General features: G+C 36.0%; 22 protein-coding genes. 5 read left to right on the plus strand and 17 right to left on the minus strand.

Features of this window, described 5'->3' with window-relative positions; all coding sequences use genetic code 11:
- Window positions 1-531 precede the first annotated feature (531 nt).
- Both SOY52_RS10670 and SOY52_RS10675 read left to right on the plus strand, forming a co-directional pair.
- Window positions 532-1164, plus strand: coding sequence for a hypothetical protein (locus SOY52_RS10670; protein WP_320848960.1), 633 nt, complete (start codon window positions 532-534; stop codon window positions 1162-1164).
- Between the two features lie 80 nt (window positions 1165-1244).
- Window positions 1245-1415: a hypothetical protein gene (locus SOY52_RS10675; protein ID WP_320848939.1), complete on the plus strand. Its 171-nt coding sequence runs from the start codon at window positions 1245-1247 to the stop codon at window positions 1413-1415.
- 118 nt (window positions 1416-1533) lie between these two features.
- Here the strand turns inward: SOY52_RS10675 and dnaJ are convergent, their stop codons facing one another.
- The 6 genes from dnaJ to der form a co-directional block, all read right to left on the minus strand.
- Window positions 1534-2643 (minus strand): molecular chaperone DnaJ, encoded by a 1110-nt coding sequence (gene dnaJ / locus SOY52_RS10680; RefSeq protein WP_320848940.1) that lies wholly within the window; start codon window positions 2641-2643, stop codon window positions 1534-1536.
- Window positions 2644-2710: 67 nt separating this feature from the next.
- Window positions 2711-4630: a molecular chaperone DnaK gene (gene dnaK, locus SOY52_RS10685; protein ID WP_320848941.1), complete on the minus strand. Its 1920-nt coding sequence runs from the start codon at window positions 4628-4630 to the stop codon at window positions 2711-2713.
- 90 nt (window positions 4631-4720) lie between these two features.
- Window positions 4721-5335: a nucleotide exchange factor GrpE gene (locus tag SOY52_RS10690; RefSeq protein ID WP_320848942.1), complete on the minus strand. Its 615-nt coding sequence runs from the start codon at window positions 5333-5335 to the stop codon at window positions 4721-4723.
- A gap of 67 nt (window positions 5336-5402) precedes the next feature.
- A complete protein-coding gene (locus SOY52_RS10695) occupies window positions 5403-7490 on the minus strand; it encodes an LA_3659 family protein (RefSeq protein WP_320848943.1) in 2088 nt (695 codons plus the stop codon).
- A 10-nt stretch (window positions 7491-7500) separates the two neighbouring features.
- On the minus strand, window positions 7501-8181 hold the full coding sequence (locus SOY52_RS10700; RefSeq protein ID WP_320848944.1) for an HAD family hydrolase: 681 nt from the start codon (window positions 8179-8181) through the stop codon (window positions 7501-7503).
- 4 nt (window positions 8182-8185) lie between these two features.
- Window positions 8186-9727, minus strand: a complete 1542-nt coding sequence (gene der / locus SOY52_RS10705; RefSeq protein ID WP_320848945.1) for a ribosome biogenesis GTPase Der — start codon at window positions 9725-9727, stop codon at window positions 8186-8188.
- A 236-nt stretch (window positions 9728-9963) separates the two neighbouring features.
- On the opposite strand from der, the gene SOY52_RS10710 reads away from it, so the two are divergent.
- Entirely contained in the window at window positions 9964-10545 is a 582-nt protein-coding gene (locus tag SOY52_RS10710) for a GerMN domain-containing protein (protein ID WP_320848946.1), read from the plus strand.
- A 90-nt stretch (window positions 10546-10635) separates the two neighbouring features.
- Here SOY52_RS10710 and SOY52_RS10715 read toward each other — a convergent pair whose 3' ends face one another.
- From SOY52_RS10715 to SOY52_RS10745, 7 genes are all read right to left on the minus strand, one after another.
- Complete coding sequence (locus SOY52_RS10715; protein WP_320848947.1) at window positions 10636-11406, minus strand: TIGR00282 family metallophosphoesterase; 771 nt, start codon at window positions 11404-11406, stop codon at window positions 10636-10638.
- Window positions 11406-12935 (minus strand): ribonuclease Y, encoded by a 1530-nt coding sequence (gene rny, locus SOY52_RS10720; protein ID WP_414429613.1) that lies wholly within the window; start codon window positions 12933-12935, stop codon window positions 11406-11408. Before rny ends, SOY52_RS10715 begins: the two co-directional genes overlap by 1 nt.
- Before the next feature lie 324 nt (window positions 12936-13259).
- On the minus strand, window positions 13260-14195 hold the full coding sequence (locus tag SOY52_RS10725) for a substrate-binding domain-containing protein (protein WP_320848949.1): 936 nt from the start codon (window positions 14193-14195) through the stop codon (window positions 13260-13262).
- 45 nt (window positions 14196-14240) lie between these two features.
- Window positions 14241-15266, minus strand: coding sequence for an ABC transporter permease (locus tag SOY52_RS10730; RefSeq protein WP_320848950.1), 1026 nt, complete (start codon window positions 15264-15266; stop codon window positions 14241-14243).
- Window positions 15267-15274: 8 nt separating this feature from the next.
- Entirely contained in the window at window positions 15275-16786 is a 1512-nt protein-coding gene (locus SOY52_RS10735) for a sugar ABC transporter ATP-binding protein (protein ID WP_320848951.1), read from the minus strand.
- Between the two features lie 27 nt (window positions 16787-16813).
- Window positions 16814-18076 carry an AGE family epimerase/isomerase gene (locus tag SOY52_RS10740; RefSeq protein ID WP_320848952.1) on the minus strand — a complete coding sequence of 421 codons (1263 nt, stop codon included), beginning with the start codon at window positions 18074-18076 and terminating at the stop codon, window positions 16814-16816.
- 75 nt (window positions 18077-18151) lie between these two features.
- A complete protein-coding gene (locus tag SOY52_RS10745) occupies window positions 18152-19177 on the minus strand; it encodes a LacI family DNA-binding transcriptional regulator (protein ID WP_320848953.1) in 1026 nt (341 codons plus the stop codon).
- A gap of 328 nt (window positions 19178-19505) precedes the next feature.
- Here SOY52_RS10745 and SOY52_RS10750 point away from each other — a divergent pair, with 328 nt between their 5' ends.
- The gene (locus SOY52_RS10750; RefSeq protein ID WP_320848954.1) at window positions 19506-19631 is read left to right on the plus strand and encodes a hypothetical protein; all 126 of its coding nucleotides are present in this window, start codon (window positions 19506-19508) and stop codon (window positions 19629-19631) included.
- A gap of 355 nt (window positions 19632-19986) precedes the next feature.
- On the opposite strand, the gene SOY52_RS10755 is transcribed toward SOY52_RS10750, so the two are convergent.
- Entirely contained in the window at window positions 19987-21318 is a 1332-nt protein-coding gene (locus SOY52_RS10755; RefSeq protein WP_320848955.1) for an MATE family efflux transporter, read from the minus strand.
- A 391-nt stretch (window positions 21319-21709) separates the two neighbouring features.
- On the opposite strand from SOY52_RS10755, the gene SOY52_RS10760 reads away from it, so the two are divergent.
- Window positions 21710-22489 (plus strand): ADP-ribosylglycohydrolase family protein, encoded by a 780-nt coding sequence (locus tag SOY52_RS10760; protein ID WP_320848956.1) that lies wholly within the window; start codon window positions 21710-21712, stop codon window positions 22487-22489.
- A 67-nt stretch (window positions 22490-22556) separates the two neighbouring features.
- Here SOY52_RS10760 and rplQ read toward each other — a convergent pair whose 3' ends face one another.
- The 3 genes from rplQ to rpsK all read right to left on the minus strand — a co-directional run.
- Complete coding sequence (rplQ, locus tag SOY52_RS10765) at window positions 22557-22961, minus strand: 50S ribosomal protein L17 (protein ID WP_320848957.1); 405 nt, start codon at window positions 22959-22961, stop codon at window positions 22557-22559.
- Window positions 22951-24006: a DNA-directed RNA polymerase subunit alpha gene (locus tag SOY52_RS10770; RefSeq protein ID WP_320848958.1), complete on the minus strand. Its 1056-nt coding sequence runs from the start codon at window positions 24004-24006 to the stop codon at window positions 22951-22953. Before SOY52_RS10770 ends, rplQ begins: the two co-directional genes overlap by 11 nt.
- A 75-nt stretch (window positions 24007-24081) precedes the next feature.
- Window positions 24082-24400, minus strand: a 319-nt coding sequence (gene rpsK / locus SOY52_RS10775) for a 30S ribosomal protein S11 (protein ID WP_320848959.1), incomplete at its 5' end; no start/stop codon positions are given.

The raw sequence follows: 24400 nt of genomic DNA on the forward strand, positions 1-24400 counted from the left end.
ACTAGATGTAATATTACCATTAAAAGTACCAGATTTTATTGTAAGTTCTGACTTATGTGTACCTGTAGAAGCTACATATTCAATATCACCACTTGTGGTACCTGTATATGTCTCATCGAATACAACAGATACATCACTACCATATGTTCCATGGTAAGATTTGGTTAAAGGACATGGATATTAATATCAATGGAAACATCGATAGCTCAAAGTCTAGAAGCTGCCGGAAAGAACGTTAGGTATGATAATTGTGCCAAGAGTATAATTGGTTACAAAGCTATTAGTGCATGGATTCTTAAAACGTGTACCTAAGAATTTGCTAAATTCGAGGTTAAATATATTGCAGAGCATTGTATAAGCGATGTTGTAATTTCTGAGAAAGCTGTACATCAAGACCATCTTGATAAATCAAAGAAGATTAGTGGTGATGCTAAAATTACTTCTATTAATTCAGAATCTACTTCAATAAAAGAGGGAACAATACTTTATGATGTTAGATTCAAAGCTTTAGCGCCTGGTAGTACTAATCCAATTGGTCTTATCATAAATATTGAAATACAAAATGATGACAGGCCTGGAAAATCTATTCTAAATAGAGCAGAATACTATTGTGCTAGGATGATTTCAGAGCAGTATGGTACAGTCTTCACTGAAGGTCATTATCAAGACCTTCAGAAAGTATATTCCATTTGGATTTGTCCTGATCCTGCAGCAAAGAGGCAGAATGGTATTTTTAAGTTTCCAAGAACGATGGAAACGGTATATGGGAAATCACCTTTTAAAGAAGAGGATTATGATAATTCAGAATATATTGTTATTTTTGTAGGTAAACTTGATGATTCAAGTGACAATCAAATTATTGATTTGCTGTATACTATTTTCTCAAATGACATAACAGTCGAGGAGAAAAAACAGAGACTCAGTTCTGTTTATGGAATTGAGATGACGAGAGAAATTGAGAGTGAGGTGTTCGAAATGTGTAATCTTAGTAAAGGAATTGAAGACATAGGTATTGCTAAAGGCATGGCTAAAGGGGCAATGCTTGAAGCAACAAAGGCTGCACGTAATCTCAAAAAAGCTGGAATGAGCGTCGAAGAAATTGCTAAAATTTTAGAAACCGATGTAAATAAAGTTGAAAAGTTGCTTACTTCCTCTGAAAATTAAAATTGTCTCTAACAGCGTTAATACAAAAAAAGAAACATGGACTCAGTTCTATTAATAAAATTGAGCGTGAGGTGTTCGAAATGTGTAATCTTAGTAAAGGAATTGAAGACATAGGCATGGCTAAAGGGGCAATGCTTGAAGCAACAAAGGCAGCACGCAATCTCAAGAAAGTTGGAATGAGCGTCGAAGAAATTGCTAAAATTTTAGAAACCGATGTAAATAAAGTTGAAAAGTTGCTTGCTTCCTCATAAAAATTAATATTGATTGTTAAAGCCCGCTAGCTTTTATAGCTGGTAGGCTTTTATTTTTTTGGATGTCTAGGAAATAAAAGAAACTGCCAGCTTACTAAGAAACTGACAGTTAATAATATTAGTTTTCAAATGGGATTGGATCTGGAGATGTGTTTTCACCCATAGCTTCAGAGAGTTGCTTCATAAGAGCTTTTGCTTTGAATCCTAGGTGCTTTGGAGTTTCAACAATAACTGTGATATACATATCACCTCTATCGTTTTCACTACCTCTGAAACGAGGAACACCTCTACCCTTAAGTCTCAAGCTCTTTCCTGACTGAATTCCAGATGGAATTGATACTCTTACTCTTCCACCTTCAATTAAAGGAACTTCTACTTCACAACCGAGAGCGGCTTGAGTAAATGAAATTGGAATTTGCAAGAATACATTCATATCCTCACGAGCAAAGTACTTATCAGGTTTTACGTTAACGTAGATAATTAAATCTCCGGCTGGTCCACCGTTTTTACCTGCGTTACCTTTACCTCTTAATACGAGCTTTGTACCATTGTCTGATCCACATGGAATTGATACAGAGAGTTTTTCTTGCTTTCTCTTTACGCCAGTTCCGTGGCAAGCTGAACATGGATTTTCAATTATTCTTCCTGTTCCACCACAGGTTGGACATGTTGATGCCATTTGGAAAAATCCATTTCCTCTTGTAACTTGTCCTCTACCACCACATGTTGGACAGGTCTTAGTTCCACTTCCACCTGTGCCAGAGCAAGTATCACAAGCTTCATCATGGGAGTAAGATACATCTACCTTTGTTCCGAAAGCTGCATCCTTGAAATCAACTGTAACATTGTACTGTAGAGAACTTCCTCTCTGTTGAGCACTCTGTCCAGATCTTCTTGAGGATGAACCACCTCCAAAGAATGATGAGAAGATATCTTCAAAGCCACCGCCACCAAATATATCAGAAAAGTCACGATAAACGTTCTGGTATCCACCAGCACCACCATCAACACCAGCAAAGCCAAACTGATCATAGTTAGCTCTTTTCTCTTTGTTAGAAAGGATTTCGTAAGCTTCACTTGCTTCCTTAAATCTCTCTTCAGCATCTTTATCGTTTGGGTGTGTATCAGGGTGGTTAGCCATTGCGATTTTTCGATATGCTTTCTTTATCTCATCATCGCTTGCGTTCTTATTAACCCCTAAAACCTCATAATAATCACGTTTTGCCATACAATACCTTAATGTGCAAACATGCTGACACTATGGCCAGCATGTTTTTTAGTTTGGATAATAATCCTTATTTTACTTCTTCGTAGTCTGCATCAACTGCGTCATCGCCTGCTGATGATGAAGAAGTTGAGTTATCCTGAGTAGGACCCTGCTGAGCATTTGCCTGCTGTGCTGCCTGAGCTGCTTCATAAACCTTCTGACCGAGTTCCATTGAAGCCTGCTGTACTGCATCACTCTTAGCCTTAAGCTCTTCAGCAGTAGCACTCTGGTTAGCAAGTGTATCCTTAAGATCCTTAACTGCAGCTTCGATCTTAGCTTTTTCGCTATCACTTACCTTATCACCATAGTCTTTTAATGCTTTCTCAGTAGCATAAACAATGTTTTCTGCATTGTTTCTAGCTTCGATAGCTTCTCTTAATTTCTTATCTTCAGCCTGGTGAGCTTCAGCATCCTTAACCATCTTATCGATCTCAGCTTCTGAAAGGCCAGAAGAAGTTTCAATTCTAATCTTCTGTTCCTTACCTGTTCCAAGATCCTTAGCAGATACGTGTACAATACCGTTAGCATCAATATCGAATGTTACTTCAATCTGAGGTACTCCTCTTGGAGCTGCTGGAATACCAACAAGATCAAACTTACCAAGTGTTCTGTTCTGACTTGCAAGCTCTCTTTCACCCTGAAGTACGTGAATTGATACTGCTGTCTGACCATCTGCTGCTGTTGAGAAGATCTGGCTCTTTCTTGTAGGAATTGTTGTATTTCTCTCGATGAGCTTTGTATTAACACCACCAAGTGTCTCGATACCAAGTGAAAGTGGAGTTACATCAAGAAGGAGTACGTCCTTAACATCACCCTTTAAGATACCACCCTGAATAGCTGCACCAACTGCAACAACTTCATCTGGGTTAACGCCCTTGTGTGGCTCCTTCTTGAAGAGGTTCTTAACAAGCTCCTGAACACATGGAATACGTGATGAACCACCAACAAGGATTACTTCATCGATATCATCAGCTGTTAAACCTGCATCACGAAGAGCATTCTGGCAAGGAATCTTAGTTCTCTCAACGATTGGAGCGATCATCTGCTCAAACTTAGCTCTTGTTAAAGACATCTGAAGGTTCTTTGGACCTGTTGCATCAGCTGCAATAAATGGAAGGTTGATGTCAGTTGTCTGTGAAGAAGAAAGTGTAATCTTTGCACTTTCAGCAGCATCCTTAAGGCGCTGGAGAGCCATGTTATCCTTTGTTAAATCGATACCTGTATCCTTCTTAAATTCATCTGCCATCCACTGGATTAAGAGCTGGTCAATATTATCACCACCAAGGTGTGTATCACCATTAGTTGATTTAACTTCAAATACACCATCACCAAGTTCGAGAATTGAAATATCGAATGTACCACCACCAAGGTCATATACTGCGATAACTTCATCCTTTGAACTATCTTTACCAAAGCCGTAAGCAAGAGCAGCAGCTGTAGGCTCGTTTACAATTCTCTTTACATCTAAGCCTGCGATACGACCCGCATCCTTAGTAGCCTGTCTCTGAGCATCGTTGAAGTAAGCAGGTACTGTGATAACTGCTTCTGTAACACTCTCACCGAGGTACTCCTCAGCTGTCTTCTTCATCTTCATGAGAATTTCAGCACTGATCTCCTGTGGGCTTAAAAGCTTACCACGAATATCAACCTTAATCTCATCATTTGGTCCTGCAACAACCTTATATGGTGTGAGCTTAATCTCTTCACCTACTTCATGGAACTTTCTACCCATGAATCTCTTAATTGAATATACAGTGTTATTTGGGTTTGTAACCATCTGGTTCTTAGCTGGCTTACCAACTACACGTTCTGTATCACTCTTATAACCAACTACTGATGGTGTTGTTCTGTCTCCTTCAGCGTTTGTGATAACCTTTGGTTCATTTCCTTCCATAACTGCTACACAGCTATTAGTTGTACCAAGGTCAATACCAATAATTTTTCCCATTTTATTTAATCCTCTTTCTATTATTTATCAGTTTAAAATTCATCCGGTTTCCCCGAACTGGATGTAATGTAATAATGTTTTAAAAAATCGTCAATCAGCTGGCTTTAATACTTTTACTTTTGCGCTTCTAACGACTCTACCATTGACCTTATAGCCCTTCTGAAGAACAAGCTGTACAGTCTCTTCCTTGGCATCATCACTTACTTCCATCATGCAAGCTTCATGCTCATTTGGATCGAATGGTACATTTGCTTCTTCAATAACCTCTAAGCCCCAGTTAGTCTTTAAAAGAGTGTAGATTCTATCCTCGATCATGGTAACACCTTCCCTGATAGCCTCTACATTATCGCTATTTTTAGCCGCCTCAAGAGCTCTTGAAAAATCATCGAGAGGTCCTAAAAGATCTTTAACTAGAGCAGTATTTGCATACTTTACTGCATCCTCTTTATCTTTTAATAGACGCTTTTTGTAGTTCTCTGTATCAGCTTGGTTTCTAATAAGCTTATCCTTAAGCTCATTAATTTGCTTTTCCTTTTCGATTAACTCAGCTTCAAGAGTTGTAATCTTTTCATCTTTTTCGTCTACCTTGACCTCTTCCTGGAGAGTATCTTCATCAGGCTGTGCATTATCCTCGACTTTGATATCATCGATGCTTTCTGCAACAACCTCTTCTTTTATTTCTTCATCATTTTTCTTTTTGCTCATATTTAACCTCTTTTCTTGAACACCTTCACTAAATTAATAATAGATAATGTATTCGTCAAGCGACTAATTAATCCTCAGTGAGAAGATCCTCCTCATCTCCTAAAAGCATGTCATCAGGAAATGATTGAATAGTTACTTTTGACTTTTTACTCTTATTAGTAGAAGCAAGAGAATCATCATTATTTGCTTTACTATCGTTTTCAATCTTCTTTCTAACAAGTAAAGCTTCCTCTTCCATTCTTTCACGCTTTATTGTCTCAAGACGTTTATTCTCACTTTCAAATTTACCGGTAATTTCAGTAAGTTCACGGTTAGCTTCTCTATTTTGCTCAGTAAGATTAAAAAGCTCTTCCTTAGTTTCAGTAACTCTCTTTTGAGTTTCTTCAAGCTGAGCTTGCTTTTCATTAATCTTTCTTTGTAAATCACCAAGACGCTCAACAGTGTTTGCAATAGTCTCATCAGCCCCCTGGTTAAGCCAAGAAACACTTTCCTTGATATCACTTTGTCTTGAAGCAAGGTTTTCAATTGTTTCAAGGGCAATTTTATTCATTGCTCTATAAACACCATCGATTCGAGAAACCTCAGAGTTAAGAATTTCAGCAATTTTTTCTTTATTCTTTGAAATAAAGCTTTCTGCCTCACTATCCATTGTTTCAACTTCTTTCTGATGAACAGCTTTAATTTCTTCAGCACCTTTTGCAGCACACTCTAAGACTTCACTTTGCTTTTGACTTAACTTTTCAATGCTTTCATTTGTAGAAGCTTGTAAATCAGCTTTTGCTTTCTCAAGGCTATCAGAAAGAGAAGAAATAGTACTTTCAAATATTGAAGATATTTCAGACTTTACTCTATCAGAGTCACTTACAATTTCATCACGCTTATTTGAAAGTTCTTCAACCTTATCATTAACGCTCTTTTCTATTGTTTGTAATTGGTCAAATAAAGTTTGGTAGCAAAGCTTTAACTTACCCTCAAGTTCACTATAAATTGTAGCAAGGTTTTCTCTTGCATTTAGAATACTCTCTTGGCTCTTTTCAACTTCATTTTGAACACTAACAACACTTTCATCAAAGCTTGCCTTAGCACTAGCTTCCCTGCTTTCCATCTCACTGACAAAGGACTGAACCTGAGCAGAAAGCTTTTCGCGCTCAGAAGAGAAGAAATCACTATCTCTTTCTCTTCTATCATCAGCTTGTTTTTCAATTTCTGTTGATAACTCTTTAAGGGAAGCTGTCTTTTCATCAATAAAGGAATCAACTAAAGCCTTTTCATCAAATAGTTTTGCTTTATACTTATCTAATAAATCCTGAGCTTCCTTATCCTTATCTAAGTAATAAGAATTAAGTCTTTCCTCTTCTGCTTTAAGATCACTATTTCTCTCTTCAAAGAGATCTGAGAGTTCATTCTTCTTATTCTCAATTTCCTCTAAACGTCCATTAATTGAACCGATAATCTGAGTTTCCTTATCAGAAAGAGATAAAATAGCTGCTTGCAGAGCACTATCAGCTTCACTCCTCTTTTGCGCTAAATCATTTCTAGCTTCATCAAGGTATGAACCAAATTCCTCTCTATTCTTTGATAACTCATCAGAAAATAGAGAAAGCATTTCTCTTTCTTTATCTTGGTGCTCTTGAACAATTGCATCAAGATTAACTTTTGTTGAAGCAAGGTATGCTTTAACGGATTCCTGCTGACGAACAATATCTTCTTCAATTACTTGAGCATTAGCTTTAAATGATTCAATTGTAGTATTAACAGATTCAGCCTTTCTAACTTCATCTTGAACTACACTAATTCTATTTTCTGCATGTTCAGTTTGAAGTCTAAGTTTTTCAAGAGTTACTTCATAACCCTTACAAATTGACTCAAGCGCAGCTAAGTCTCTTCGATGGTTTTTAAGATTTTCAAGAGATAGATTAATATCGCTAATCATATGATTAGCTTCATCTTGTTTGGCTTGAATCTTATCGATAGAGTCATGACAAGTCTCTTGAACTCTTTTCATAGTTTGAGCAGCTTCATTTCTAAATGTTACAATTTTCTCTTTAACATTAGAAAGGCTTCTGCTCTTTTTATCCTCAGCTCTTAAAGCAAGGATAATTATTAGTGTAATCACAAATAGTGATACAGGAAGTATATAAACAAGCATGTCCATATTATTGCTCCTAGAATAATCTTTCCATTAGCTCGAAATAGTTCTTAACCACGATATCAGCAAGTGGATAAGAACCATTTTTCTTAGTTATCATAACACTATTCATCCCGGCATTTTTAGATCCGGTGACATCCTTTGAGTAGCTGTCTCCTACATACAATATCTCACTTGGTTTTAAATGCATTTCCTCTGCCATCTTTATAAAAGGAGTAGCATTTGGCTTTAAGGTTCCATAGTCCTCACTTGAAGCTACAAAGGATGGATAAATGGTTAAACCCAATACATCAACCTTATTTCCAATAGGAAAATCTGATAGAAATCCAATTTTGTAGCTTTCCGATTTAACCTTATCTAAAAACTCAAGTAGCCCTTCAAAACGTTTAATTTTTTGGTCATAGTAGCACCAAGGCTCATAGAGATAAGAAAGATACTTTTCTTGGTAATCCTTCTTAGGCTTACCAAACATTATCTTACACTCCCTCTCTCTAAATGCGCTTAAAGTGGTAGCAGGAATAGCCTTTAAACCATCCTCCTTTCTAATCTGCACCCTCATTTTATTATAGCGCCACGAAAAAATTGGATGCTTTATTGCTGCCTTTAAAAGATAGATATTAGTTTCTCTTTTAGGATAAAGAGTACCATCTATATCAAAACAAATAGCCTTTATCCCTTTTTCAGCAAGAAATCCCATTTTATTACCTTCTCTTTTGCTTTTGGTTTCTAACAATCTTCTCTGCTCTTTCTCTTTCTTTACCAAGACGAGCCTTACCACCAGGCTTCTTAGCAACGCCCTTAGGAAGTGCTGATCTCTTACTTCTTTCCTTTATTACTTTACTTATCTCAGCCTCTTCCTTCTTTGGGCCCTTTTCATAAAGAGAAGGATTTCTCTTTCTCTCACGAAGTGAAATCTCAATAGGGATTGAAGAAAAACCTAATTCCTTTCTCATTAGATTTTTAATGTAAGATAAATAGCTTTCAGGGAAATCCTTAATTCTATTTACAAAGAGTAAGAATCTTACAGGTGTAATACTTACTTGAGTTCCATATAAAACTTTGTAATGCCCTGAAGCACCGCGAGGTGGTTCATATTCTTCGCCCCATCGTCTAATGCAATCATTTAGGACGTTTGTATCAATTCTCTTATTTAGCTGTCTCCATACTGCCCAAACAGTATCAAGAAGCTTACCAATTTCATCGCCTTCAAGTGCTGAAATTGGAACAAGTGGGGCAAAGTTTAATACAGGGAATAAGAATCTAACTCTATCCTTAATAGCTTCAAGCTCGTTACCAACACCCTTAAGTGCATCAATCTTATTTAAGACTAATACAACACCTTTACCACGTCTAACAATTAACTGAGCAATCTTTTTATCCTGTTCTGCTAACCCCTCTGTTACATCAATCATTAACAAAACAACATCTGCATCATCAATTGTTTTAATTGCTCTATTTACTGAGTAGTATTCAACATCCTCTTCAACTTTACTCTTTCTTCTAATTCCAGCGGTATCAATGACTGTGTAATCAGTACCTTTGTAGGTAAAGGTTCCTCTCATTACGTCTCTAGTTGTACCTGCAATACTACTTACAAGAGAAATTTCACGACCAGTTAAAAGGTTTGTTAATGTACTCTTTCCTGTATTTGGCTTACCAAGGATAGCAAGCTTAATTGTTTCAATCTCTTCTGGCTCTTCTTCCTGTCTTTCAAGGTTTAGAAGGCCCAAAAGTGTATCTTCAAGCTCTTCAATACCAAGGCCATGAGCGGCTGAAATACCAACTACTCTTTGGTATCCAAAGTTATAGAAGTTCCAAATTAAATCTTCTCTACTTACATCATCTACCTTGTTTACAGCAAGCACAACCTTATCTGTATAAGGTCTGAGCTCCTTTAAAAGCATTTGGTCCTCTGGAGTGACTTCCATGCAGTCCATTACAAAGATGATAAGGTCACTTTGAGAAAGAAGTGATAAACTTTTTTCTGTTACAGGACCATCTAAACCTTCTTGGTCTAACTTAACACCACCACTATCAACGAGTGTTACTCTATTGTTTCCAAGTAACCAAGACTCTGGAATAGGATCACGAGTAACCCCAGGAGTTGGGTCTGTAATAGCCCTTCTTTTTCCAATCAATCTATTAAATAAAGTACTCTTACCAACATTTGGTCTACCAATGATACTTATTAGTGGAAGATTAGTATCGATATCAGCTTTATTAACTATTTCAAGTTTCTGCATTCAATTCCTCTTAGGACAAAAGTTAACACTATGCAATTTATCCTCAATGATAGTGTATTGTATTAATTCATTCGTGCCAATATAGATTTTCTACTCATTTTATGTCAATTAATACTATATCAAATGATGTACATTTATTTGTTTCTTCAAAAAAACTTATTTAAATGTAAATTTAGAAAATTAAACAAATTTGAGAAAACCTTGTAGAGAGAACTATTTTTCGGTAATATTTTTTCATGATTGAAGATGATGATAAATTTAAACAAAAGGAAAACCTTGAAGTCAAAAGTGAAAAAAATCTACTAAGACCTATAATTGTTATCATCACCTTTTTACTTTGGTGTACTCTTCTTTCCTATTTTTTCTTCCCAAAAGTAAAAGCTGCCATCAATGATAGTGGTGTTGTCCCTTTAATAATGAATATGCAAGAAGAGCAATCTACACCTCAAAGAGGAATTAAAGCTATTTATTACTCACAAGATGAGGCAAAAGTATTTTCCTTTGTGACTCAAAAGCGAGGTTCAACATATCTTCATGATACTATTGAAGCATTGATTAATGACTATCCAGAAGTAGCACTTAAAAATGGTTGTATTTCTCTTGTTTCAAGTAAAACAAAACTCATCGGCCTCAGTGTTAGTAGAGGTATATGTTATGTCGATCTCTCAAAAGAATTTTTATCAAGTCCTAGCTATAAGAACTACAATGCATATGATCAAATAAAAGAGACCTTACTCTTAGATGATAAGATAGAAAAGGTAGTAATATTAGTTGAAGGTAAGGTTTTGGATTCTAATTATTTTATTACACAAAAGTGATAATTTATCCCTATAAAACTATTATAAGTCAGCGAAATGTCATAAAAAAATAGAGATTTCGCTAACTTATAAATTAAATATTAATACTTGTTAAATTCTAACAATTTCAACGCACTTACCACTTTCACTATCGATTGTAAGTAAGACACCTTGGATCTCACCTGCTTCATCAGAGATTTCACTCTTCATAGGTAGCTGTGTTAACTGTCTCTCAATTGATATTTCAGGTTTTGAACCAATAACACCACTGTGGACTCCTGTTAAACCAAGATCACTAATATATCCTGTACCTTTTGGAAGGATTTTTTCATCAAGAGTTTGTACATGAGTATGAGTACCGACTACCGCAGAAACACTTCCATCGAGGAAAAAGCCCATAGCTTCCTTTTCAAGTGATGATTCAGCATGGAAATCAACAAGGATTACATCTGAAGTCTTTTTAAGCTTTTCAACTGTTTCTTTAACACTCTTAAATGGACAGTCTGTAACTGGCATATCAACTCGCCCTTGAAGGGATATTACAGAGTAAGTAACACCATTTTTCTTTAGTGTGCAAACTCCATGCCCAATAACACCTTTAGGATAGTTCAATGGTCTTAATAAATCTTCTTTTGAATCTAGAAGAGGGAAGATTTCATTTTTCTGCCATATATGGTTACCACTTGTAATAACATCGGCACCATAGCGCTTCATGTTATAATAATCTTCTTCACTAATACCAAATCCACCAGCGGCATTCTCACCATTAACGACACACAGGTCAACCTTATATTTCTTTATAAGGCCTTGAAGTCCCAAAAAGAGAGCACTCATTCCAGGACTTCCTGCTACATCGCCAAGCATTAATACTTTAACTAGCATTATCTAGCATACTCCACAATTCTTGTTTCTCTGATAATTGTAACTTTAATTTTACCAGGATATCTGAGCTCTGCCTCAATTCTCTCAGCAATACCTTTAGCAATATCCTTAGCACCTTCATCTGAAACAGTAGTGTTATTTACTAAGATTCTTAATTCTCTACCTGCTTGAATTGCGAAAGCAGAATCAACGCCATCAAAGCTCTTTGCAATACCTTCAAGATTCTCAAGTCTCTTAATGTAGTTATCTAAGCTCTCTCTTCTTGCACCTGGTCGTGCAGCAGAGATTGCATCTGCTATTTGAACAATTATTGATTCAATACAGTTAGTTTCTACATCTCCATGGTGTGCGGCAACAGCATTAACAACACGAGGATCTTCACCAAGTCTCTTAACAAGTTCTGAACCAAGCTCTGCATGATTAGCTTCACTCTCTGTTTCAGCGCCCTTTCCAATATCATGTAAGAGACCACCACGCTTTGCAATTTCAGCATTAGCACCAACTTCTGATGCAATCATACCAGCAAGGATTGCAACCTCTTTAGAGTGGAAAAGTACATTTTGACCATAGCTAGTTCTAAAATATAGTCTTCCTAATGCTCTAATAAGCTCTGGACCCATATTGTGAATACCGAGATCAAAGATTACCTTTTCACCTTCATCAACAATAATACGACCTACTTCCTTACTTACCTTATTAACCATTTCTTCAATTCTAGATGGATGGATTCTACCGTCTTGTACTAAGCGTTCAAGTGCAACTCTGGCTATTTCTTTTCTTACAGGATCAAAACAAGAGATAACAACAGCTTCTGGAGTATCATCAATGATGATATCTACACCGGTAAGTGTTTCAAGTGTTCTAATGTTTCTACCTTCTCTACCAATGATACGACCTTTCATCTCATCGGATGGAAGAGAAACAGAAGATGTTGTAACTTCTCCACTTACTTCAGTTGCAAGGCGCTGGATAGACTCTACAATAATGTCTCTTGCCACCTTTTCTGCTGTTAATTTTGTCTCTGCTTCAATTTTTGCAACATAGACATGACCATCGTGAGCGGCTTTAGCTTGCATCTGTTCGATTATAGTAGCTTTAGCCTCTTCCTGGCTCATTCCTGCGATTTTCTCTAATTCAACGATTAAAGAAGCCTCTTTCTCTTTCAACTCTGCTTCCTTTTTGGAAACAGCTTCACTTCTTTCTCCAAGTTGCTTTTTGACAGCATCAAGTTCCTGCTGCTTGTGTTCGAGATTTTCTTCTTTCTGCAAAAGTCTTCTCTCTGTCTTTTGCAGTTCTGATCTTCTTTCCCGCGCTTCACGCTCATTTTGCTGCTGTTCTTTTAACAGCTTATCACGTGTCTCAAGCATAAGCTCTTTTGCTTGAGCTTCTGCCTTGATGATTGCTTCCTGCTCTGTTCTAACTGCCTTCTGCTCAACAGAAGTAAGCTTGAACTTAGCATATATCCATCGGCCAGTATAGCCGAGGGCGATGCCAAAAATACAACATAGGAGGATTGTAATAACGTTAATCATAACATTGTCCCCTATGATAGCTATAATCATACTTGTTGAAAATACAAAGGTCAAGTTGGAATTAAGATATTCATAGTGTCTTAATTAGGTAAAATAGTATCGATAAAGCACAATATACAGTGGTAATAATTATTAATACAAAAATAATATTTAATTGTAACATATCAAATTAGTAATAAAAATATAATAAGAATATTTCAAGGATCAATTTAAGACTGGTGCTTAACACTATCAATATTTAATTATGTTTTTTCATCTAAATAAAATATAAAACAGGTGAGCTTTTATACCCACCCGTTATAGATAAATCTAATTTTTGTATTAGAACTGGTCAACGTTTGCTGCTGTAATTACGTTAACACCGGTATCGATGTACTTATAGCCACCCATATCAACACCATTGAGTATGTCTACTGCAGCTTTTACACCCTGATATCCCATCTGGTAAGGGTTTTGGCCCATGATACAAAGAAGCGCACCTTCCTTAACAAGAGACTTGTTAGTGTCAGAAGCATCAGAACCACATCCGATAACGTCAATACCTGCAGCCTTAGCTTCCTTAACTGCGTTACCAGCACCAACTGTTGAACCTTCGTTAGAACCATAAACAGCTACACAGCCCTGTGCAATGAAGTTATCTGCAGCTTCTTTAGATCTTGTAGCATCACCATCACAATACTGAGTTTCAAGAAGTGTGAAGTTTGTTCCAACAAATGCTGATCTGAAACCCTTTTCTCTTGAGTTACATGATTCTGTTGCAGGGTTTACACCGATAACACCTATTTTACCTGATGTGATACCCTTTTTATTTAACTCAGCAAGAAGAGCTTCACCAATTTTCTTTCCACCAGCTTCGTTATCTGTTGCAAATAATCTAAGAGATTCAAAGTTTGCAGGAGAGTCAACATATACAATCTTTACACCTGCTGCTGCAGCTTCTTTAAGAGCTGAAACTTGAGAATCAGGAGCGTTTGCTGCAACGAGGATTGCATCAGCACCCTGTGCTACAGAGTTATTGATACATTCAATCTGCTTATTGTCATCTTTTGTGTCTGGTGAATTAAATACAACTTTAACACCAAGTTCCTTACCTGCATCTTGTGCACCTTGGTTACATGCAACCCAGTGCTGGTCCATCTGGTCCATTGTAATCAAATGGATAGTATAAGACTTAGAAGATGATTCCGATGCTCCCTGTGCAAATACTGCTGTGAGAGCAAGAGCCGCTACGAGTACGAATACAATTACTTTTTTCATACTTTACTCCTTTTATTTTATTGCTAAAAGCAATTAGTTTATTAATTAATTTTTGGATTTATTAGTTTTCTTTTTTGTTGCAGGTCCTCTTCTAATGATGATATCTAAGAGAACTGCAACGATAACGATGATACCGATAATGATATTTCTAATAGCAACAGGTGCTTGAGCAAACTGTAAACCATTTTGAAGTACGGACCAAATTGCAGCACCAACTACTGTACCAATTAGACGACCTGTTCCACCTAAGGTTGAAACACCACCTATTACTGATGCTGCAACACCATACATTTCATAGCTATTACCTGCATCCATCGCACCCATACCTGCTGAACAACATTGAATTATACCTACTAAGCAAGAACAGAATGCTGATACTAAATAAGCAATAGTTGTTGTCTTTAAGACACTAACACCTGATAGTCTTGCTGCCTCAGGGTTTGATCCTAATGCATAAAGATATCTACCACTTCTTGTCTTTGTAAGAACAAAGTTAAAGATTAAGAATACAATTATTGCTAACCAAACACCGTTATAAAGGCCTAAAGTTTTTCCGTAGTAGAATACATCTCTGAATTTATCTACTGCAGCCGCAGTCTTTTCAATTGTATTAATAGCACCAGTGTTATAGTTTCCATTAGCTATTTGAGCAATACCTCTACAAATGGTCATTGTTCCTAATGTTGCAATAAATGGAGGAAGCTTAAAGCCTGCAACTAAGTATCCATTTACAACACCTACAGCTAAGCTTGCTATTAATGTTATCAATGTTGCCATCCAAGGGTTCATACCCTTAGTCATCATAGTTGCACTCATCATTGTAGACATACCTACAATTGAACCAATAGAAAGGTCGATATTTCCGGTAATGAGTACAAATGATTGTCCGATACCGATAAGAACTATAGGAGCAATCTGTCTTAACAAATTACTCAAATTTCTAGATGAGAAGAACAGTGGATTTATGATTCCAAATGCAATACAAAGCACAATAAGACCGATAAAAACTGTTACTACTTGTCTCATACCAGGCTTTGCTAATTGCTTCTTTAAGATATTATTATTTACCATATTTTACCTCAATTTTGTGATTCAAATTTGTTTTCAAAGCGAGTAGCTAATGCTAAAACCTTTTCCTGTGTAGCTTCTTCTCTTGATAACTCTCCTGTAATTCTTCCATCACACATGACAATAATTCGGTCTGCAACCCCAATTACTTCAGGTAGCTCTGATGAAACGAAAAGACAACCAATACCGTTTTCTTTTAGTTGATTCATTAGGTGATAAATCTCAACTTTTGCAGCTACATCGATACCTCTTGTTGGTTCATCAAACATAACAAGCTTACTGTTTCCTGCTAACCACTTTCCAACTACAACTTTTTGCTGGTTACCACCAGAAAGAGTCTCTGCATTAACTTCAGCATGAGGTAGTTTAATATTCATATCCTTGATAGCTTTTTGGCTCATGTCATTTTCTTTACGAGAATTAATGACTAGGTTTTTGCCTGTAAGGCCATCGAGGTTTGGAAGTGAAATATTTTCTCTAACTGGAAGCTTGGTGCACAATCCATCTTTCTTTCTATCTTCAGGAGCAAGTACAATACCATTTTTAATTGCATCCTTTGGATTTCTTATGAAAACCTCTTTTCCTTCAACAAATATTTTTCCACTTTCTTTTTGATCAGCGCCAAAAATAGCTCGTGTTGTCTCAGTTCTACCTGCACCCATAAGACCAGCAATACCTACAAGCTCACCTTTACGGACACTAAATGAGATATCTCTAACAAGTCTTCCTGCATTAAGATTTTTAACTTCAAATACAGTTTCACCAACAGGACAATCAACATGGGGATACTTTTCTTTAATCTCTCGACCTACCATGTTTGCGATGATTTCATCCATAGTGAAATCTTTAAAGTTTCCCGATGTGATGTAATGTCCATCACGCATGATAGTTACCCTATCGGTGATATGTGCTAGCTCTTCAAGACGGTGAGAAATATAAACTATTCCACAGCCCGATTCTTTTAACTGTCTGATGATAGTAAAAAGCTCCTCAATTTCTCTTGCTGTTAATGCTGAAGTAGGTTCATCCATTATTAATACTTTTGCATTAATAGATAGAGCTTTAGCTATTTCAACCATTTGCTGTTTTGATACTTGAAGTTCTCCAGTAATTGTTGTTGGATCAATGTCTACTCCAAGCTTCAAAAGTAGCTCTTTTGCATCGCTATTCATCTTTTTGGTATCAATTAACCCATGCTTTAATGGTTCTCTTCCCAAAAACATGTTTTCAGCGATGGTAAGGTGATGACACATATTAAGCTCTTGGTGTATTATCGCAATTCCTTTCTCAGAAGCAACTTTCTGATTCATGATAGGTACCTCTTTCCCATCAATTAAGATAGTTCCTTCATCTTTTGTGTAAACGCCACTTAATATCTTCATAAGTGTCGATTTACCTGCACCATTCTCACCAAGAAGTGCCATTACCTCACCTGGCTTAAGGTTGAAAGATACGTCATCTAAAGCTTTTACACCTGGGAATGTTTTGCAGATGTGATCCATCTTGACAATGTATTCTTCCATCTCTATCTCCTTTTTTTTCTTTTTTACCTATTTTTCTAAAGCGCTAAGTCTCCTTATACACTCAGCAAAAGCTCTTCCTGTGTGGTAAATTCCCTTCCAAGGATTACCAATATTACTTACAAGAGGATTTCCTTTTTTATCTAATAATTGTCTTGATTCACCTACCTCATAATTCATGAAGTTGTTTTTATCAAACTCCCATAGAGAAGCAAATGTTTCAAAATATTTACTTTTTCCTGTCATAACATATCCATTTAAGAAACCTGTTAATGATTCAAAGTTTTGCCACCACTCCTTATCGGTAACTAATGCATCACCATTACCAACTCCATCACGGAATACACCACCATTTTCATAATCCCAACCATGAGCTAATGCATGGTCTAAGAATTTAATTAGTATTTCACTATCATCTTCGGCTCTACTACCAAGTACATTCAAAGCATGGTCGGCAAGCCAACTTAACTCAACATTATGGCCATAACTTGTTGTATTAGTAGGAGTTGCAATAGTCTCATTTGTCTCTCTTTCAGCATTCCAAGTTCTCTTAATATTTATTGCAGGAATTTGATTAAAATAGAGGTCGAATTGATTTAAACCATATCCATCTTCTTTATTAATCATGTAGGTCTTGATAATATCCCATGATTCTTGAAGCTTTCGTTTATGAATTTCTTTTCCTGTTGCTTGATATAAAGTTGTCCAAGCTTCAAGTAAATGCATATGAATATCTAAGCTCTTTCTATCGCCTGCATAAGCTCCTGCAGGTGATAAACTCCAATCTCTTTCTACATTTTCGTAGTAACCACCACGATAAGTATCTGTGGAATACTTTTGAATAAGGTCAAATGCTTTTTCTGCGACCTCAAGAGCCTTTTTATCACCATAAGTGAGATAATACTGAGCTAGAGCATATACACCAAAGCCTTCACCATAGGTTAGTTTTGAAGGGTCTGCAATTGATCCATCTCTATTTAATAGCCAATAAAATCCACCATATTCTTTATCCCAAAATTGATCCATCAAATATTCGGCACCTTGACGTGCTGCTTCATTCATACGAGCTTTATCTTCTTCTTTTGCAAAATCGAGCAAGTAAGAAAAACCCCATACCATTCTTGATTGTGTAACGATGTTTTTTATTCCATTACCATCAAACTTTCCATTTTCATCAAAGCTTGTAATGTATCCACCATATTGAGTATCTACAGAATTATCCAACCAAAAAGGAATAATATAATCCCTAATTGTTGTAAGCATTTCTTTTTTAATTTCTGTAATAGTTTTCATATTCTAATAATTGAACCGTTTCAAATATAAAGTTTAATATTTTGAACCGTTTCAAATCCTCCTTATAAAAAAATTTTAAATGATTCTTGTTGATTTTCTGAGGACAACCTCAGCACATACCCGATCTACGCCGAAGTCCTTCTTTTTTCCATTAATTCTATCTATTAGTAGTTTAACTGCTCTTTTACTCATTTCACTTAATGATTGACTTACAGTAGTAAGAGGTGTCTCTTGGAATGCAGCAATAGCAATATCATCAAACCCAGTAACTGAAACATCATTTGGAATCTTTACTTTTTGTGATTTTAAAGAACTAATAATACCCATAGCCATAATATCATTAATTGCTAAGACTAAATCTGGCTTCTTTTCATTATATATTTCATTTATTGCAGAATAACCTCCAATAAAGGTTACTTTATCAGCCTGGATGAAATTTGATTCATCAAGCTTAATATTATATTCTTCTAAAGCCTTCAATAAACCTTCCACTCTTTCACCAGAAGGAACAAGCTCTTTATTACCAGTAACAATAACAATATTTCTATGTCCTTGTTTCAACATCTCCTTTGCTAATTTATACATTCCATCTTTCAAGTCACACATAACTGTATATCGTGGAATTTCTCTATAATAAGAAGATATGAAAACAATAGGATAATCACGATTCAGTAATTTCTTAATTTCAGATAATTCAGGGTTTAATTCAGAAACTGGGACTGTAATTATTCCATCAACTCCTTTATCCAAAAATTGCTCAATTAATTTATTTTCCATCTTACTACTTTCATTTGAGCAACCAACAACTAAGCCATATCCTAGTTCTGCAAAATCATGTTGTAGATGAGCTATCATTTCACCATAGAAGTTGTTTGTTAAATCAGGAACAATGCAACCTACCATACCTGATGATTGTGTAGATAATGATCGAGCAAATGGATTTTTCTTAAATCCAAGTTCTTCAGCAGCTTTTTTTACAATTTCTTTAGTTTTTTCTGCAATTTTTTCTGAATTATTCAAAGCCATAGAAACAGTACCTACTGAAAGACCTACATAGGCTGCTACATCTTTAATACTTACTGTTTTCTTAGACTGTTGCATAATTCACCTTTGAACCGTTTCAATTTAATTATACATCAGTTTTATGAATGCGCAAGAAAAAATTTCATACAAGAAAATTAAACTAATTTTTCTATTACAACTACGAATTAAACACTAATTCTTACCTAAGATACAAAAATAAAAATTTTTATAGAAAATGTGTTTAATTTAGGATTTTTATACTTGATTGCCTAAGGATATTAATATCTAAATGGAATTGTGGCATAGCCAGATATATGGATAGGCGGCATTAGTTACCTCTGATGGGTTTCATCCGGAGAGGAAACAATGGCATCCTCTAGTCTAACGGATGAGAGGAGGTGATGATATGATGCTTGAAACGATTTTAGAGATTATTCTTTGGAGTCTTAAGATCTGCACTTCTGTGATAGAGCTTATTTCAGCAATAAAAAAATCATCCCGCCCAACTGGTCACAACAGGAAGCGGGATTAATCAAACCTAATTTCTGAGGTAACTAGCCGTCTATCGGCTATGTCACTTCATATACTATTTTATATCTTTTTAAATTATAGTCAATATTTCCTTTAAAAGAGAGAAAATAAAACTTTCTCTTATCTCGCAATTAAAGGATGAAAGCCGAAAACATTTTTAGAGATTATACTCATTTCTTCTGTGATAGAGCTTATTTCAGATATAAAAAAATCATCCTGCCCAACTGGTCACAACAGGAAGCGGGATTAATCAAACCTAATTTCTGAAGTAACAAGTCGTCATCGGCTATGTCAATTCATCTATTTTTCTATATCTTTTTTTCTACAGTCAATATTTATAGCCTTAAAGCATTTATTCATGAAAGATTTTCTTTCTTACATAGAAAATAACACTTAATTATCATAAAGACTAACATCACAGTCCAGCCAATAGCACATGATATAGCTATAGCCTTAATTCCATAAATTGGTGTTAAGATAAAACTCATAAGAGTTCTTATAGATGCTTGGATAAAAGTATTAACTACTGACAGCTTCATCTTACCCATTCCCCTGAAAAAGCCTTGAAGACCATTTGTTAAACCTGGAAGAATATAGAAGAATGCCATATATGATAGATATATTGCCCCAATAGTTACTACATTACCTGAATCAGTATTTGATACAAATAAGCTAATAATTGGTTTTCTTAATAAGTATGAAACTACCATTATGATAGCGCCATAACATAATTCGAGTGCAATTCCTGCTTTTAAACCAATAAATAGGCGTTCTTTTTTCTTTGCACCTCTATTTTGAGCTGTATATGTTGAGATTGCAGCACCTATTCCTTGTTCAGGGATACAGGCAAAATCGTCAACCTTAGTTACTGCATTGTATGCGGCAATGGAATCAACACCAAGTAAATTAACTTGACCTTGAATTAATACTTTACAAATTGGCTGAATAGCCTGCTGTAAAGCAGCGGGAGCGCCATAAGAAAAAATCTTTTTTAATCTATCTTTATCATATCTAAATGATTCTTTACTTGGGCAAATTGCTTTTTCCTTAATTACTACTTGATAAATAGCAAGAAGAGCAGAAACAGCTTCAGCAACTACCGTTGTTGTTGCTGAGCATATTATTCCAAAGCCTAGGAATCCTATAAAAATAATATCTAAAAGCGCATTTAGTATTGCTGAAAAAGCTAAAAACTTAAGTGGAGTCTTTGAGTCTCCTGCACTTTTTAATCCTGCCGCTAATGTATTATAGATAAATGTAAAAGGTGTTCCTAAAAAAGTTATTGCAAGATATTTAGTCGTTATTTCTTTTATCTGTGAAGGAACCTTTAACAAAGTAGTAATTAAACTAGAAAAAGAAAAACCAAGTGTTGAAATAATTATTGCTGAGATAACTCCCAGTGAAAGTGTCGTAGCAAGAGTTGATTTAAACCTATCAAAATCTTTAGCTCCAAAAGCTTCACTCATCAAGACACTAGAGCCTATACACATACCAGATACACCTAAAATTACTAGGTTCATTACCGGACCGGCAATTCCCTCTGCCGCTAATGCTTCAGGACCTATAAAACGTCCTGCAATTATTGAGTCAATCGCGTTATATGCAAGCTGTAACCAATTACCCAATAATAATGGAAGTGCATACTTAATAAGGTGGGTATAGGGATTTCCTGTTGTCATATCACGCATAAACAAGATGATATGATTTTTTATTTTTTTTCTTCAAGTAATACTTAATAAAATAGTAAAAGTAGTAATAGAAATTACTAATTTTAATTAACTGATCAGAGAATAGAAGAATTATTTTTCGAATCATATATATCTAACTACATTAATTATCAACATTGTTAATACACAAACATTGAATAACTTTCATAATTTATCCTTTATCACCTTACATAGATAAGAATAGTCATTTTGAAATAAAGTGAGCTATAAGGTTATTACTATTTCCATCAAGATTGCATAAATATTATCAATATCTTACCTAAGAGCATTAAAAATAAAAAAAATACATTTTTTTTGTATATTTTAAAAGAAAACGATAAAAAAATATCTTTTTCTATTATACAATTTTGATATGAGAAAACTTAAAGACGCTATATATGGATTTGCAGTTGGGGATGCACTGGGTGTTCCATATGAATTTAAAGAAAGAGGAAGTTACCGATGTACTGATATGGTTGGCTTTGGTACATGGAACCAAAAGCCAGGAACTTATTCAGATGATACTGCTATGACACTAGCTACCTGTGCTTCAATTAAAAAGCATGGTGGGATTAACTGCCTAGATATAATGAAAAAATTTACTAAATGGCTATTTGAAGGTGAATACGCTATTGATCATGTGATATTTGATGTAGGTAATACTACCATGAGTGCCATTAATCGGTTTGATGGTGTTTATCCATTTTGTGGTGATAAAGATATGTGGTCAAATGGAAATGGATCTTTAATGAGGATTCTACCTTTAGCCTTTCTTGATAATGTTACTGACGAAGATATTGCATGTGTTTCAAGCCTTACTCATGCAAATGAATTAAGTATTAATATTTGTATAGAATATGTTCATCTTGCAAGAGAATTAATCAAAGGAAATGATCCAGAAATAAATTTTGATGTACCAATTAAAAGTACAGGATATGTCAAAGATACTATAAATAGTGTTAAATATGCATTCTCAACTACTTCTTCCTACGTTGATTGTGTTTTAAAAGCTGTTAATTTGGGAGGAGATACAGATACAATTACTGCAATTGCAGGAGGGCTAGCAGGAATAAAATATGGCTATGAAGCAATCCCTAAGAAATGGATTGAAACACTCAGAGGAAAAGATATCATTGATTCCTGCTTATTTTAGATAAAAAAAAACCGCCACCTAACGTGACGGCTTCAGGACTAATATCCTGTTTACAAAGCTTTAGGAGTTATTTATCTTCCTTTGCTTTCTTCTCAGCTTTAGCTTCCTTTTTCTCTGTCTTCTCAACGAGCTCAAGGATTACCATTTCAGCTGCATCCCCTAAACGATTACCTGTCTTGAGGATTCTTGTGTAACCACCCTTACGTTCAGCGAACATAGGAGCGATCTCCTTGAAGAGTTTAGCTACGATAGCTTCATCGTAGATATCTCTTGCGATGATTCTGCGGTTGTGGACACTATCTTCCTTAGCGCGAGTAATCATCTTTTCAGCCATTCTCTTTACTTCGAGGGCCTTTGCCTTTGTGGTCTCGATTCTCTCATATCTGAAGAGTGATGTGACCATGTTGCGCTTAAGCGCCTTGCGCTCGCTAGAATTGCGTGAAAGCGCATTGAAACCAATTCTATGCTTCATTTTCTTCTTCCTTGTTACCTGGAACTTTTATAGCAGTCTTTAAGATACTGTAATCGGTCATGCCGAGAGAAAGATTCCACTCCTTGAGCTTATCCTTAATCTCTGAAAGAGACTTCTTACCGAAGTTTCTTGTCTTAGCAATTTCCTCTTCAGTTTTCTTGGTCAGATCTCCAATCGTTCTGATGTTAGCATTCTTGAGACAGTTAGAGGAACGAACAGTGAGTTCAAGTTCTTCAACAGAGGTATCGAGAATCTTTCTAATTCTAGCTTCCTCTTCGTCAACTTCCTCATTGTTATTTACAAGGCTCTCATCGAAATTGATAAAGATAGAGAAATGCTCCTTGATAATCTTTGCAGCTTCTGCAAGAGCATCATCTGGAGAAATAGTACCATCTGTAAAAATCTCGAGGATGAGTTTATCATAATCGTTTCTCTGACCTACTCTTGTTGGCTCAATTGAGTACTTAACTCTCTTAACTGGAGAGAAGAAAGCATCGATTGAGATAACACCGAGTTCTTCAGAATACTTTTCATTGAGTTCGGATGGAACATAACCACGACCGAGATTAATATCTACAACCATTTCGAGATCACAATCATCCATCATTGTGAAGATTACGAGGTCCTTGTTAGTAATTGTAACATGGTCTTTCTCGAAATCAGCTCCAGTGATAACTCCAGGTCCCTTACAAGAAATTGTAAGTGTTGTGCCTTCGCAATCCTCAGGCATAGCAATCTGAAGTTTCTTCAAAGCAGCAACGATATCAGCAATATCCTCACGAACACCCTGGATTGGTTCATATTCGCTTGTGATAATGTGTGGCTCACGACCATCATTTGAGAAAGTTGTGAACTGTACAGCTGTTACCGCATAGCCCTGAATGGATGAGAGTAGTACACGTCTTAGAGTGTTACCTACGGTTGTTCCGAATCCTCTTTCAAAAGGATAAGCAACGAACATTCCGTAATCTGGTGTCAACACATTCTGGTCATAGGAAATACCGGTAGGTTTTTTAAAACCCTTCAGTAGGTTTTTACGTGCCATGATTACTCCTTATACTTAAATCATGTGTTCAACGAACACAAATACCACGGGAGCCAAACTAGGCCCCCATTGGGATCAAACACGACGTGTCTTTCTTGGGCGGCAGCCGTTGTGTGGGATTGGAGTTACGTCGCGGATAGATTTAACCTTGAGTCCGAGAACACCAAGAGTTCTAATAGCACTCTCACGACCAACACCAGGTCCTTTTACATATACGTTGACTTCCTTGAGACCGTAGTCCATAGCCTTCTTTGCTGCTGTCTCACATGTTGTCTGAGCTGCATAAGGAGTACTCTTCTTAGCACCTCTAAATCCGAGACCACCTGCTGAAGCCCAGGAAAGTGCGTTGCCACCAAGGTCTGTAACAGTGATGATAGTGTTGTTGAAAGTTGCC

Source organism: Bullifex sp. (genome assembly GCF_034103065.1).
Classification (GTDB): Bacteria; Spirochaetota; Spirochaetia; order Sphaerochaetales; family Sphaerochaetaceae; genus Bullifex.

Excerpts from the sequence above, each read along its gene's own strand:
- SOY52_RS10675 (WP_320848939.1), top strand. The coding sequence starts at position 1,245 with ATGTGTAATCTTAGTAAAGGAATTGAAGACATAGGCATGGCTAAAGGG.
- rplQ (WP_320848957.1), bottom strand. The coding sequence starts at position 22,961 with ATGAAGCATAGAATTGGTTTCAATGCGCTTTCACGCAATTCTAGCGAG.
- SOY52_RS10715 (WP_320848947.1), bottom strand. The coding sequence starts at position 11,406 with ATGCTAGTTAAAGTATTAATGCTTGGCGATGTAGCAGGAAGTCCTGGA.
- SOY52_RS10690 (WP_320848942.1), bottom strand. The coding sequence starts at position 5,335 with ATGAGCAAAAAGAAAAATGATGAAGAAATAAAAGAAGAGGTTGTTGCA.
- der (WP_320848945.1), bottom strand. The coding sequence starts at position 9,727 with ATGCAGAAACTTGAAATAGTTAATAAAGCTGATATCGATACTAATCTT.
- SOY52_RS10695 (WP_320848943.1), bottom strand. The coding sequence starts at position 7,490 with ATGGACATGCTTGTTTATATACTTCCTGTATCACTATTTGTGATTACA.
- SOY52_RS10730 (WP_320848950.1), bottom strand. The coding sequence starts at position 15,266 with ATGGTAAATAATAATATCTTAAAGAAGCAATTAGCAAAGCCTGGTATG.
- SOY52_RS10740 (WP_320848952.1), bottom strand. The coding sequence starts at position 18,076 with ATGAAAACTATTACAGAAATTAAAAAAGAAATGCTTACAACAATTAGG.
- SOY52_RS10735 (WP_320848951.1), bottom strand. The coding sequence starts at position 16,786 with ATGGAAGAATACATTGTCAAGATGGATCACATCTGCAAAACATTCCCA.
- SOY52_RS10760 (WP_320848956.1), top strand. The coding sequence starts at position 21,710 with ATGAGAAAACTTAAAGACGCTATATATGGATTTGCAGTTGGGGATGCA.
- SOY52_RS10755 (WP_320848955.1), bottom strand. The coding sequence starts at position 21,318 with ATGCGTGATATGACAACAGGAAATCCCTATACCCACCTTATTAAGTAT.
- SOY52_RS10770 (WP_320848958.1), bottom strand. The coding sequence starts at position 24,006 with ATGGCACGTAAAAACCTACTGAAGGGTTTTAAAAAACCTACCGGTATT.
- SOY52_RS10710 (WP_320848946.1), top strand. The coding sequence starts at position 9,964 with ATGATTGAAGATGATGATAAATTTAAACAAAAGGAAAACCTTGAAGTC.
- SOY52_RS10745 (WP_320848953.1), bottom strand. The coding sequence starts at position 19,177 with ATGCAACAGTCTAAGAAAACAGTAAGTATTAAAGATGTAGCAGCCTAT.
- dnaK (WP_320848941.1), bottom strand. The coding sequence starts at position 4,630 with ATGGGAAAAATTATTGGTATTGACCTTGGTACAACTAATAGCTGTGTA.
- SOY52_RS10750 (WP_320848954.1), top strand. The coding sequence starts at position 19,506 with ATGATGCTTGAAACGATTTTAGAGATTATTCTTTGGAGTCTTAAGATC.
- SOY52_RS10725 (WP_320848949.1), bottom strand. The coding sequence starts at position 14,195 with ATGAAAAAAGTAATTGTATTCGTACTCGTAGCGGCTCTTGCTCTCACA.
- SOY52_RS10700 (WP_320848944.1), bottom strand. The coding sequence starts at position 8,181 with ATGGGATTTCTTGCTGAAAAAGGGATAAAGGCTATTTGTTTTGATATA.
- dnaJ (WP_320848940.1), bottom strand. The coding sequence starts at position 2,643 with ATGGCAAAACGTGATTATTATGAGGTTTTAGGGGTTAATAAGAACGCA.